General features: G+C 54.4%; 11 protein-coding genes. All 11 read right to left on the bottom strand.

Going from position 1 to position 12,154, the window contains the following annotated elements; all coding sequences use genetic code 11:
• Window positions 1-16 precede the first annotated feature (16 nt).
• The 11 genes from BLU48_RS09800 to BLU48_RS09750 all read right to left on the bottom strand — a co-directional run bounded on the left by BLU48_RS09800 (window position 17) and on the right by BLU48_RS09750 (window position 12,151).
• Window positions 17-757, bottom strand: coding sequence for an SGNH/GDSL hydrolase family protein (locus tag BLU48_RS09800; RefSeq protein ID WP_057023979.1), 741 nt, complete (start codon window positions 755-757; stop codon window positions 17-19).
• 45 nt (window positions 758-802) lie between these two features.
• Window positions 803-2,974 (bottom strand): hypothetical protein, encoded by a 2,172-nt coding sequence (locus tag BLU48_RS31660; protein ID WP_138233632.1) that lies wholly within the window; start codon window positions 2,972-2,974, stop codon window positions 803-805.
• Between the two features lie 11 nt (window positions 2,975-2,985).
• On the bottom strand, window positions 2,986-5,472 hold the full coding sequence (locus tag BLU48_RS09790) for a phage tail protein (protein ID WP_167659868.1): 2,487 nt from the start codon (window positions 5,470-5,472) through the stop codon (window positions 2,986-2,988).
• A gap of 50 nt (window positions 5,473-5,522) precedes the next feature.
• Window positions 5,523-5,966: a CHAP domain-containing protein gene (locus BLU48_RS09785; RefSeq protein WP_057023982.1), complete on the bottom strand. Its 444-nt coding sequence runs from the start codon at window positions 5,964-5,966 to the stop codon at window positions 5,523-5,525.
• Entirely contained in the window at window positions 5,963-6,823 is an 861-nt protein-coding gene (locus BLU48_RS09780; RefSeq protein ID WP_057023983.1) for a DUF2163 domain-containing protein, read from the bottom strand. The genes BLU48_RS09785 and BLU48_RS09780 overlap by 4 nt, the downstream gene beginning before the upstream one ends.
• Window positions 6,820-7,410 (bottom strand): DUF2460 domain-containing protein, encoded by a 591-nt coding sequence (locus BLU48_RS09775; RefSeq protein WP_057023984.1) that lies wholly within the window; start codon window positions 7,408-7,410, stop codon window positions 6,820-6,822. Before BLU48_RS09775 ends, BLU48_RS09780 begins: the two co-directional genes overlap by 4 nt.
• Before the next feature lie 70 nt (window positions 7,411-7,480).
• Window positions 7,481-10,255: a hypothetical protein gene (locus BLU48_RS09770; RefSeq protein ID WP_057023985.1), complete on the bottom strand. Its 2,775-nt coding sequence runs from the start codon at window positions 10,253-10,255 to the stop codon at window positions 7,481-7,483.
• A gap of 79 nt (window positions 10,256-10,334) precedes the next feature.
• Window positions 10,335-10,526: a hypothetical protein gene (locus BLU48_RS09765; RefSeq protein ID WP_124356137.1), complete on the bottom strand. Its 192-nt coding sequence runs from the start codon at window positions 10,524-10,526 to the stop codon at window positions 10,335-10,337.
• A gap of 65 nt (window positions 10,527-10,591) precedes the next feature.
• Window positions 10,592-10,936, bottom strand: coding sequence for a hypothetical protein (locus BLU48_RS09760; RefSeq protein ID WP_174655175.1), 345 nt, complete (start codon window positions 10,934-10,936; stop codon window positions 10,592-10,594).
• Window positions 10,933-11,688, bottom strand: a complete 756-nt coding sequence (locus tag BLU48_RS09755) for a major tail protein (protein ID WP_052199978.1) — start codon at window positions 11,686-11,688, stop codon at window positions 10,933-10,935. The genes BLU48_RS09760 and BLU48_RS09755 overlap by 4 nt, the downstream gene beginning before the upstream one ends.
• Window positions 11,689-11,698: 10 nt before the next feature.
• Window positions 11,699-12,151, bottom strand: coding sequence for a hypothetical protein (locus BLU48_RS09750; protein WP_034127781.1), 453 nt, complete (start codon window positions 12,149-12,151; stop codon window positions 11,699-11,701).
• Between the last annotated feature and the right edge of the window lie 3 nt (window positions 12,152-12,154).

Below are 12,154 nucleotides of genomic sequence, written 5' to 3'. Positions count from 1 at the left end.
TCAAAATTACTTGTATTTATTTATTGATTTCTGCCTTGTATAACCTGAACAACCTAGCTGCATACAAAGAGTGTCCCAAGTCGTTTGGGTGCCACTTCACCCCTTCGGACGGGCCCCATCCGTGAGCTTCCGGGATCGCCGCCATATCCTTAACAGATAGGTACTCAAGCGATTCCTCAATCGCAACGCTGTACATCTCACGATCAACCGCGGCGGTAGAGTCGGAGTACTCACCATTGGCATTCAGTGGCGCCAGAGACCAGGGCCCAACCGCAATAACCTTCGGCTTACTTGACATTGCGCGCGTCTGGCGGACAAGGGTTGCGTACTGCCGGTGGAAAAGAACAGGGTCTGTAGTGGCGTCGTCATGCTCGCCCAGTTGCAGAACTACTAGGTCGGGCTTGGAATCCGCCACCATCGGCAGACCGGCAATGCGATCAGCTACCGAGCCGCCACCACCGTACGTGTGGTAACACTTGACCACGTACTGGTTGCGATCCTTGGCGATCATTGACACCAGCTGATTGACGTAATCAGTCTTGGCACTGGATGCCCCCATGCCTGAAGTGTGAGACCAGCCCAAGTCGCGGATTGTGTCCTTGTTGAAGGCGTGGCGGGTGATGCTGTCGCCTACGAAAAGAACTCGGTATGCCTTGTCGGAAGACACCGGACATTTTACGTGCTGATCGAGTTGAGATTGATCGGCCAAAGCGCAGCCGGATAGCAACAGTGCAGATAGAAAAAGCTTGCCTTGCATTCAAATAGCTCCAATTAGAGCGGGAATGATATCAGAAGGCCGTCCTTACGGGACGGCTGAGAACCTCAAAACTGACTCAACGAGCTGGCTTCTCCCCGTCCAGTAGAACTGGATCAGCACAGTCTGATCTGCTGCAATGGAGGTAACAGCATCGGCTGAACCCCAATTGACACCATCCCAGTTGAATACTGAATAGGCAGAAGACTTCGCTGCAAGTCTCAACGTTGAACGTGTACCTGGTGTAAATCCGCCGCGAACTACCAAGGTATTAATGTTCCCCGTCATTTCTACATACGCAGCCTTTGATCGCCAAGACAAATCAAGATTCTGGGCATATTCAAACGGAACCTCTGAATCCGGAAAAGTGCTAGGCGCGCCAATTACACGCCACGCGCCAAGTTCACCGTTCCACTCCGCAGAAAGCGCCGAGCCTTTTCCGAATATCGCCCTTCCCCCAATCGTCAAAGTAGTCAGATCGTCATCAAGCACAATGTTTATCCGCTGAAAGCTATTACCTGTAACAAGCAGCGAAATAGCCGTAGGCTCAGTATTCCGGACAATTAATAGATCCCTGACCATGCTGACGTTAATTGCGTTTGCATTGCTCGATTCGACGATTTCGTATGACAGGATTCCGGGATTAATGGCACCAAAACGGGTAACACTGTAATCCACATAAAGATCCACAACGTTAGAGCCAATAACGATTGGATTGACACAACCAGAGAAGTGACCAGCCAAAACCCGAGGACGCCCAGCCCAATCAAAACGCCAACCAAACAATGGCGAGTTCTGGAAATTCCCACCACCAACGGTAACCTCGTTATTGAAGATCGGAACAAAATTGTAAGGACTGCCGGGCTGTTCTGGATAATCACCGACATGGCCTTGGCAATTTGTTACGTTGGTATGGGTGCCCGACCAATAAGTACCCGTCGATGGATTGACCGTAACCACGTGGTTAGCGGGTGAAACACCATGATAAAAATCATGGGAATAAATGGAACAGCCAATATGACAGCCATCACCGCCGCACTCTATAAACTTGGTATTTTGGGCACGACTAAAAACACCAGGGCCGTTAATGTTATCGGACACAGCCACATGGGATTGAACCGTGACGTCATAAGCGAAACAGCGCAAGAATGTGACGTTAAGCATCTTGGAGACGAAACCATTCGGTCCATCGTAAGCATCACAGTCAACACAGAAAATATTGCCGCCGTAGCGGCCAGCACTATCTGCGCCATTTTGCTCAAATAAAAAGTTATGGTCACTGGCACGGGTAGCTACACGTTCAATCCAATGCCATTCAGTAGAATCAGATAGCCCCACGATGGCATTGCCTGCCGCGTACCCATCGCAGTTGAAGTCATAAAGCCTGCAACCGGTTTTACCTGTAAGGTTAATTGAGCCTATAAGAGTAGTCCCTCCCGACAACCACTGCTTCGTTGACCGATTAAGTCTAGTTTTTCCGTAGCCAACCAATGACGTCCCAGAGGGAGGAGCCAGTTCTCCAATATTGACCTTTCCGGCTGGGATTCTCACTCGCTTATACTTGAGCAAATACGCCAAGATTTTTGCTTGCTCATTAACAATGCCAGACAAATCAAGATCGTTTGGTTGAAAGTAACCAGCATCGAGGAATGGCTGCACTTGCTGGCGAAGGGCCTGATCACCGATAGCCGTCAGCTTCAGACGATCTTCGCTCCAATTTCCTAAAAGAGTAAATGGTAAGTCGGATTGATTCGTGACCTTATATAGCTCGCCATCGCGCTGTACTGCTTGTGTAGGGCGCTCTACGATGACGCCTGCACCGTAAGACAAGAACACAGTTTCGAAGCCGGAACGCTCGAGAAGCTCATCAAACTGAGTCCGCATTACCTCTAGCGAACCATCAATCTTGTTAATCGCTTTATCAATATTATCCTGAACCTGCTCAACAGCTGTAGCCGCGTCCAATGTAGAAATATCGACCAGCAGAGGCGCGACATACCCGTACCGACTTATACGCATATCAATGCGAGGAGCTGTTGTGTAAAAAAATACCCGTGCGTTTGCATCAGAACGAACGGGATTACCTAAAGGTGTAACACCCGGAGAGTCTGAAAACAAAACGGCTCTTTCTTGCGTGCCGTGAACAAATACGTCCACGGTCGCATCAGGCAATAGAGCGCCGTCTTCGGCTCTCGCGGCGAAGAACTGAATAGGTTGCATAATTTTCTCTGTCAGGTGTGGAGTGTAATAGGCGGGGCAAAATTTAGTTGCGAGCGAACATTACTCCAGGTATCGAACGCAGCGATACGCAGGTAATAAGTAGTTCCCAGTGACAAGCCTTGAATCTGTCCAGAAGCGGAAGCGCCTTCATAACCTACAGTTCCCGAAACCGTCGGATCAAAACCTGATTGCGTTGAGTACACGAAAATGTACCCCGCAGCATCGGCTGCTTGGCTTGGATCACAACTTACAAGGGCGGTGGCCCCCCCGACAGTGGCGGTACTTCCTGTCACGGCAGGAGGAGCCGTATTTGTCACCATCAGGGCAGTGACAGGGGCATTACCGACTGCGTTCCGCTCGACGACTTCCACTCGATATGTGCGCACCAACGCCCCATCCACCAGCGCATCTGCGCGCTGATAGGTGTATGCCGTACTGGTTGTGGGCACTTCCCTTAGCAAGGCGTTGGTAGCCCCGTTGCGCACCCTTACCAGGCGGTCCTCTGCATGACTACCTGCAGCCCAGCTCACAGTGAAATATGGCGCTTCAAAAGTGCCAACCAACTGCAAATTAAGCGCCGGGCTTGGTGCGACTTTAACTGGTGATAGCATCACGCTATAAGCGGTGACATCTGCCAGATCCTCCAATGCTCGCCCAAACACGTTAAAGGAGCGAAATTTGACCCAGGCCCGCTTGCCGATCTGATCAACAGCGAAACTGTATTTCCAGATGGCATCATCAAGCCTTACAAAAGGGGCATCCACGGCGTGAGCAGCGACCTTAGAACTTAGCCGGCCTCGACGTAGATAGCTCAGATTGTATGATCCCGGCCCGGTGAGCACAGCATCTCGGTAGCTGATCAACTCACCGTTAACCCAACAAAGCGTTGCACCACTATCAGCCTCACCTGTGGTGGCCGCCGTGAGTTCAGAAGGAACCGACAACTGGACCGACAAAGCATTCTGCAGATCAGGATCACTACCAACCTCCAAAGGCGCAGTAAGGCGTCCTATCCGAGATCGGCCATAGATACTCTCTACCATCCGATAGCTGTCACCGTCCGCACTGATCCAGACTTCACAACCGCCCCAGGAGTCGCCAGCGCCGGCGACCGCCCCCCAAACCTGAAGTTCGCCCGGAAGTAGAAGACTCTCAGGAGGGTTAAAAATTATTGGCGGTAGTACTGGGCCGGGCGCCGCGTTCTGATTCCCCTGATAACCGCTCTTGCTCTGCACGGGGTAATTTGACGCGCTACCAGTGCCGAGCAATGCGTCCTCTGCAACGATGGCAATTTTCCCATCCTCATCTTCCTCGACGGAGATCAGACGCACCAATCGCCGATCAAGCTTCAACCCCGGCTCGGTGACAGTAACCAGATCCATCGGCTCCAGTAGCACATGTTGCCAACCCAGGGAAAAGCGATACTCATTGCGTATATAAAGCTTGCGTTGAACCAGCAACTGGGCCGAGTGCGACGCAATGACGGGATTGCAGATTTCATACGCCTTGATTGTGTCCATAGGTCTAGAGCCGAATTGCTCAATAGCAGCTTGGTCCACTCCACGCACCACATCCGTGTTGTACTCATGATCACGATCAAGAATCTCTAACGACACTTCGTTGTAACTATCGGCCTGGCTTTTTATCTTCAGCTGTACCGGTGGCTCACCCTCTTCTGCCAAAAAATCATCATCGGTCAGATGCGCTACTGGGGAAACATTCGGATACCAGGTAACCCCATTACCGGTAACTACTTGGTCACCAAAAGGAACCACCTTCATCTTTCCTGCAGACCACACCACTTCACTGTTGGTCAGCTGTAGCCATCGCGCGATAGCTTCACTAGCGGGCGCCTGCTCGTCCAGAACGGGGCTCAGCAATAAGTTTTCTGCCAAGCAGTAGTCGCGGTAATTAGACATGTCATCAATCCACCGAGGATCGAAACCCACGCCATCCAGCGGATCCATTAATAGGCCAGGCAGAAATACGCCGGGGTTAGCGTCCGGCAAGCCCGGCACCTGGTAGGGTCCGTCAACTTCAAAGGTGTGATTCTGAACGCCGGCGTTATCATTCAGCAGATAATGTGCCGAGTACACATAAGCAGTATCGGAGTATGCGATAGCTTCGGTCGGGTGTTTGGTTTCGAGGTAACCCCATACTGGCTGATCCGGTTGTCCAGGCATAAAGCTAAACCCGATTTGCGCGAGAGCAGACTGCGGTACGCCGTCGACCAACTTCTCATCGAATACTTCTTTATCCCGAAAAATACGCCGTACCGCGCTGAGCGGCCCACGGCCAATCGCAAGGATGATGGCCGCGTAATAGGTATAGGTGGTGTCTTTTTGTGTAGCGCCACCGCCACCTTTGCCACCGGTCTTTGTTTTAGTTGTTTTGGCAACTGCCTCAAAGTCGGTGTAGTAGATAAGGTTCGGACTTATACGGTTTCGGCCTGCTATCCAGGCTATTGGCTTTCCACTTGCGCTACTTTGGATTTGCAAGGCGTTTATGCGTGTTGCGCTATTCGAGATACTGCTGCCACCGCCCCCCATTATCCACCCCCATATCGATTAAGCGTGTAATACCGCACCGGCCTGCTGGCTAGGCGCTCTTCGCGCATATCGGCGACTTCTACGCCTACATCGCGATACGAATGAATAACCCGGTGCTCGTCGACAACAACCGCCCCATGGCTGTAAGTGCGCCCAAACTTCCAAATCGCGACGTCCCCAGGCTGAGGCGTTTCTATTTCATGACCGTACTCATCCAACCAGCCCAGATACAGTTCGCGACTGCGATGTAGGTGCCAATCCTGGGCATAAGCGCCCGGGTCGATCCAAGGCATAAGCCCAGCCGAGTGGAAAACCTCGATCAATAACCAGGCACAATCCACCCCAACACCCACCAAATGTTGCCGGTGAGCATATGGAGTCTTTAACCACCGCCGAGCCTCCGCCAACACTGCATCACGCTGCAGCAATTCCACCCCGGTCATACAGACGTCTCCGCGACAGGAATGAACGGCATCCCGCGATATCGACCCCGGTTACCGAACTTATTAGTGCAGGCGTCCAGCGTGCGCGGGCATCCTGGGTAAACAAGGAACTGATCGCCGGGCTGAGGCACTGCGGGCAAGCCGAGTATCAAACTAATAACACCGCTACCCGACTGGCGACGAACCGTACGTGATACGCCGGCGTTACCACCATTTACAAATCGAATTACACCCTGATCAAACCAGCCCTGCTCTGCAGCGACATCGGTTTGTATATTCAGGCCCGCCGACACCGATAGCACATGCCCTGCTGTTTCAAACAAAGCCCGATTCACGCCACAGTCAGCGCTATATACGGTACGTAGACACCCTGGCTGGAAAACTCCCTTAGGTACTTTTGTGTCGAGTAGCTCCATTGGCGACTTGACCGAAACAGTCGCCTGCTCTCTATTAGCAGGATCTACTTCGGCAACACGACCAATAAAACGCATTACAGTCCCAACCACCGGAGCGCCCCAGTCCGACATGAAGGCCCGGGCGAGAGTTAGTGATGCTCCGTCGAACCCACCACCAGCTATAAAGGCCAGCACGGGCTCCCCCAGGAGAGTGTCTTGAACGCCGGCATAGAACGTGACACTCAGTGTGTCGACCTCTATGCCTCGTACCATCCGGACACCCGTACGCTTGATTAACGGACCGGACGCCGAGTAGTTCACCCCTTCAACATAGAGTTGAATACCCGCATCGGTGTAACGAAGAACCTGACCGCTTGCCAAGGCGATGGTGTAGAGATCGGCCATAACAAAGCTGCGTGCCGAGGACAAAAATTGCTTTAGTTTGGGAGTAGCCTCGATCATGGCTTGATACTCGTAAAAGAGACGTTTTTGATTTCCCAGATTCTCCCGAATGGCTGCGCGCTATTCAGCGAGTCAGATTCGTAGGCACAACGGAAGAAAAAGGCCCCTGTCCACTCCAACACAGCCCCACCAGCGGGAGGCTGGGCAAATGTGATTTGGCCCAACTCATCCACGGTGTACGCGCTCGAGGGAACTCCATTTACTGTCAGCAGTTCAATGTTGACTACGCCGTAAACCGGCTCTACCCAGTCCCCAATGGCTCTGGAAAGTTGAAATACCCGGATGGCCCCGTCACCGAACCCGAAACGATGCTTCGATACCTGGTGATCGGTACGGTCAAAATATAAGAACTCACCGAACTGTCCCTTGCGTGCGTTGAAAAACTGCAACAGCCGCGTCCACTCGTCCAGCCCCGGACGCTTACGAACAGCGTTGTAATTGATCTGGAACGACCAGACAGGCGCAGCGTAATAGGCCGTGGTTCGACGTCGCCCACTTACCGATTTCTGAACGCCGGTACTCCATTCCGGTGCCTTCTTGGCGAGCAGTGTTTGCCCCGGCATATGGGGCAAAACGTCTTCGGCCATTACCCCTCGATCTGGTAAACCAGCAATCCATCTCGCTGGAAAAAACGGCCCTATAATCATGATTCGCCCCTTATGCCTTAATGGCACCATCACGCCGCAACTTCTGCACTTCCTCTGCAAACACCCGCGCATTACGCCGAATGTCAGCCGGGGTAAGGCGTCCGCTGTTGTCGTGATAGTGATAACCACCGCCGCCGCCACCCAGTTGCCCTTCGCCGCTCGCTGCCTGACGAATGACGTTCGCGTACTGCTTTGGCAGCACCATCTCCTGTTCGTGAAGTTGGGTCATGGGGTTCACACCTGCGGGGATGTCGTAACCGCCCTCAGCTGACGCCACGTTCTTGACCAAGCCGAAAACAAACGCACCGGCCGCAACCGCCGCCGCAACCCCCAGTACGGGTCCGATAAACGGAATAGCTGACATAGCGGCGAATGCACCGGCCATCGCCTGCCATGCGCTGGCGATGATGTTGGAGATGGTCGCCGCGCCCCAGATCGCGACCGACATAGCCGCGCCGCCTGCTTCTGCAGCAGTCCGCACACCGACACCCGTGACGGTCGCACCGGTTTTCGCCGTCTCGCCAAAGATCCACGCCATCAATGGCTTGGTGACCATGTTTTCGATAAACGCGGTGCCTATACTTCCAAAGATCCCTTTCAACAGCCCCTGGGTTCCCATCGTGCCGGTAAGGATTCCGTTCAACCCGCTGGACCAACTGGCCTGCAGGCTCCCTACCATTCCAGTCCAGTTGCTCTGAGACTCCATGGTTTGCTGCCGGCCGATTACAGCCATGCTGTTGCGATGTGTCTGTTCAAGAGCGAGAATTTGCTGCTGGACTTGCTGGAGAGCTACCGGGTTCCGATCAGGATCCTGTTCTAGCAAAACCTTTCGCTGCGCAAGCGATTCGGCCTCAATTGCATACCGTTGCTTTTCAAACTCAGCCTGGGCCTGCAGCAACTGCGCCTGGGTAATCAAGTTGGCCTGCAGATCCAACTGAGCCATCTGCTCCGCATGGGCAACATCGGTAAGCCGTGCCTGCTTGTCAGCGGCATACTCCTGTTGCTTCATGTTGGTGATTTGCTGCTGCTTTTCCCTCTCGACAGCGACCACTTCCGCAGCCGCCTTGCGATACTCCTGGCTGTCCTGACCATAAAGTTGCCGGCTCCGCTCCAGCACCTGCTGCGCGATATTCAAACGCGCATCCATATTGTTGCGGTATTGCTGGGCCTGAGCCTGCAAGTCGGCAAACGCCTTACCTTCGTCCTCGCGTCGTAGTGAGTTCAAAGAGGCCAGGTAATTGCGCTGCACGCTCAAGCGTTCCTTGGCTGTCAGGTCAGTACGCTTGAGAATTCCTTGCCAGTACTCTGCTTCCTGTTGCTGAGAAAATTGGAGAAAAGTGCCCTGTTCTGTCTGCTGTTGAGCGTGTGCAACTTTCTGCGCATCCAGCGCCTCAGACCACTGGCTAACCCGCGATGTTGCCTTACCCGAGGGCGCGATGGGATCTTCAGTCTTTTTCGTAGGAGGCGTTGTTGACGCCTTCACTTTTTCCCGGTGCTCAATCGCTGCGGCATAACCGGCCTCAAGCTTCGTCAGGCGGGCAACCTCGATACCGTAGGCTGTTGGTGCCGTCCTGCCTTGCTGTGGGGCCTTAGTCATCGCTGTGTCGCCCGTTGCCGCCATGTCAGCCACCTTTCGGCGCTGCTCTTCAATGCGTGCAACACGGGAACGCATACCAGCGTCAACCTCGTCTACCTTGTTGGAGACAAGTTGCATGTTCTCCAGCAGCAGACGCTCCTCCACCAATGCCGCTTCGAGAGGCGCCTTACTGCCATTGCCCCGAGGCCCAGGCTTGAAGTCCTTGAGGATTGCTTCATAGCGAGCAACGTTCGCTGCCACTTCGTCGACTGTTGCCCCAACGCCCGTCATTCCTTTCAACAGACTATTGAACCAACTGGCCGTCTCAGCAAGTCGCTTGTTTAGGCTGACAAAAACAGGCTCCAGGATCGTGCCAATAGTGACTTGCAGCTCGTTGCTTTTTGAATCAAGCTCAGCCTGGCTACCAGTCAAGCCGTCAGCAGCTTTCGCGGCGTTGCCGACCTGGGCCTCAGTTTCTTTCATCACCCCGTTGTATTCAGCAGTGATCTTTTGTGAGTCGGTCAACTTGTCGCGGGTAGTGCCAATACTCTTGGCATATTCTTCCCACATTTTGGCAACGTTTTTAGTGACACCAGCGTTGTCGACCAACACCGAGTTTTCATTCTTCAAACCTTCGGTAGCCGACACTACAGCTTCCGAAAGACTAAGGTTCGCCTGCCGGTTAAAGGCAGCGGCATCTTTCAAGCGAGTGATGACGCTCACTGCCTGGTCGACGTTGTAGCCCCGGCTCAACAGGTTTTGAAGCGCTTTGGCCGAATCTCCGACACTGATCAGGCCGTCAGCAGCAAGTTTGTTCGCCTCATCCATGGCACGGCCAATACCGACACCTGCGTGATTGGCGACCGCCTCCAAGCCCCGATAAGCCGCCTGCTGCTGAATTGCCGCATCCTTGCTGTCAACAACCAACTGCTTGACCTTGAAAGCACCAAGCGCAAAAACACCGATCAGGCCGGCAGCAACACTGGAGAGCCCAGAGCGCATGATGGTGCTGACACCGCCCAATGCATCATTGACCGCCGGACCAAAACGGCTCAATTGCGTTTGGCTGCCCACCATCTCGGTATTAATCGCACGCAGCTCCCGACTAAAAGTCGTTCGAGCGTCACGCATATTCCGCTCAATACTTTCGATTGCGCGGTCAAAGCCTTGGGTGCCGGCGGTGAACTGATACGCGATACTCCTATCCATGCCGTAACCTCACATAGCAGACGAAAAAAACTCCGCCAGAGCGGAGTTCGGTAGTGACGAGAGCAGGAATAAACCGGCGTCATCCCGGCGTAACGAACGCATCCAGCGCACCGCGCAGGTGTTCAGGCAACTCTGCGCGCATGTCCTCCGCCATTGCCGCCAAGTTGCTTGCCAGATCAGACGCATCCGTAACACTTTCTGCCGGTTTGTAGCCCATGTACCCAGCCACCAGCACATGGACCGGCGGATGGCGTCGCCAATAGTCAGTCATATGGCCGACCATCACCATGTCCCAGTCACGGCGCAGCGTGACCGGGCTTTGTCCGGTACTGGCGATCAGGTGAGCGTAGAGCTGGCCCCAGTCGAAGGGGCCCGGCCTTCCCCCGGCGCCGGCTCCGACACTTCCAACCCTGACGCCCCCATTACGGCTTCGAGTGCAGCGCGGAAATTGCGCAGGTCAAGCAGGTCTGCTACTTCCTGACGATCCATATCAGGATAATTTCGACGGAGGGCGGCGTGGGTGGCATCAATTACGGTGGAGATACTGTCCTTGTCCATGTTGCCGGCCATGACCAGGTTGATCCGGTCCAGCAACTGCTCCAGATCACCCAACGCCAGCGGGGGAATAACCAGCGTCTTGCCGGGGAACGGAAAGCCCACACCAGGGATGTTAACGGTCATTCGCTGGAACTCCAGTAAGCGACTTCGCCGAACTCATCCGCGTAGCCCGTGAATTCAAAGTCAGGAATGGTGTAATCGTCCTGCTTGGTCGAAAGACTCAACTTGTTGCTGACGAAGTTGGGCACGCGGACGTAAATCGACTTGCCTTTGTATTTCAGATACAGCTCACCCTGGAACACCGGCATATCGCCCATCGGCAAGTTGCGCACGGAAAGGCTCTTGCCGGTGGCGACCGAGTAGCGGTAATCGATAAATACCGGCACGCCTTCGTCCGCAGCGGCGAAAGCGTATTCACCGGTACCTGAGTCATAGGTGTATTCCCCCTTGGCCGGCGCTGCCAGTACACGGGTGAACGGGGCTGCACCGCCGCCGCGAACACCCAAGTCACCGGCCAAGAGGCCAGCACCTGGCGGGGTGACGATGATCTTGCCACCGGCAGGAATATCCTGGGGAGTGGTTGCGTGGTGCACAAGCACCTGGCCGGGCTGGAGGGTTTGCCCGAACACCAGGGCATTCATTTGCGACAGGCTGATCTGCGCCGCCTTGGCCTTGCCCGATAGCTTGCCTTGACCGCGCGCCGCATCCACGGCGAATTGCTCGCTACCGAACAGCTCCTTGGAGTCGTACGACAGATCAACCGATGCTTCCTGCATGATGCCCAGTAGGATCGGGGTGGGTGACGCTAGGGCGTTGCCATAGGCGTCCATCAGCGGGGTGGCGTAAAACAACCCACTGCCGAATGCAATTTGCATAATTTATTCCTCAGTAAAAGGTGGGGCCGGTGGTCAAGTCTCCGGTGTTGCACAAGTAGGTGAAGCGATAGCGGACCAGGCAGTTGCCGGCGGTGTTGTCCCCTTCGTCCTCGATCCAGTCGATGTAAAACCGCTGGACCCGGTCCGCCTCCGGAAAAGCATCCTCTGTTGCCAGCACCGCATGTACGGCTACCTTCACCAGGTCAGCCACCTGGTCCCAGGCGGCCCCTGTAACAGTGTCTTCCCGAGCGATAATTTCTACCGTCAGTTCGAACTGGTTGCGGTCCACGGAAAAGCTTTCCCGCTCAGTAGTTTCAAGGCTGGGCCGCAGCACTAGCGCCGGAGTCATGTCGCGTGTGATCGCCTCGGTACGGCTGCGAAACACGCGATCAGCCGCCGGCGTATCGGCAGCCAGGATCAGCGCCTGCGCCTTTGCGACGATGCGTTCTTGGATCGAAGGCATGGA

Source organism: Pseudomonas synxantha, from assembly GCF_900105675.1.
Taxonomy (GTDB): Bacteria; Pseudomonadota; Gammaproteobacteria; order Pseudomonadales; family Pseudomonadaceae; genus Aquipseudomonas; species Aquipseudomonas synxantha.
Note: the sequence above shows the minus strand (reverse complement) of the source record. Positions and strands in the feature narration are given on the sequence as shown.

Coding starts and splice junctions, on each gene's coding strand:
- BLU48_RS09800 (WP_057023979.1), bottom strand. CDS start 757: ATGCAAGGCAAGCTTTTTCTATCTGCACTGTTGCTATCCGGCTGCGCT.
- BLU48_RS31660 (WP_138233632.1), bottom strand. CDS start 2,974: ATGCAACCTATTCAGTTCTTCGCCGCGAGAGCCGAAGACGGCGCTCTA.
- BLU48_RS09785 (WP_057023982.1), bottom strand. CDS start 5,966: ATGACCGGGGTGGAATTGCTGCAGCGTGATGCAGTGTTGGCGGAGGCT.
- BLU48_RS09780 (WP_057023983.1), bottom strand. CDS start 6,823: ATGATCGAGGCTACTCCCAAACTAAAGCAATTTTTGTCCTCGGCACGC.
- BLU48_RS09775 (WP_057023984.1), bottom strand. CDS start 7,410: ATGGCCGAAGACGTTTTGCCCCATATGCCGGGGCAAACACTGCTCGCC.
- BLU48_RS09770 (WP_057023985.1), bottom strand. CDS start 10,255: ATGGATAGGAGTATCGCGTATCAGTTCACCGCCGGCACCCAAGGCTTT.
- BLU48_RS09765 (WP_124356137.1), bottom strand. CDS start 10,526: ATGACTGACTATTGGCGACGCCATCCGCCGGTCCATGTGCTGGTGGCT.
- BLU48_RS09760 (WP_174655175.1), bottom strand. CDS start 10,936: ATGACCGTTAACATCCCTGGTGTGGGCTTTCCGTTCCCCGGCAAGACG.
- BLU48_RS09755 (WP_052199978.1), bottom strand. CDS start 11,688: ATGCAAATTGCATTCGGCAGTGGGTTGTTTTACGCCACCCCGCTGATG.
- BLU48_RS09750 (WP_034127781.1), bottom strand. CDS start 12,151: ATGCCTTCGATCCAAGAACGCATCGTCGCAAAGGCGCAGGCGCTGATC.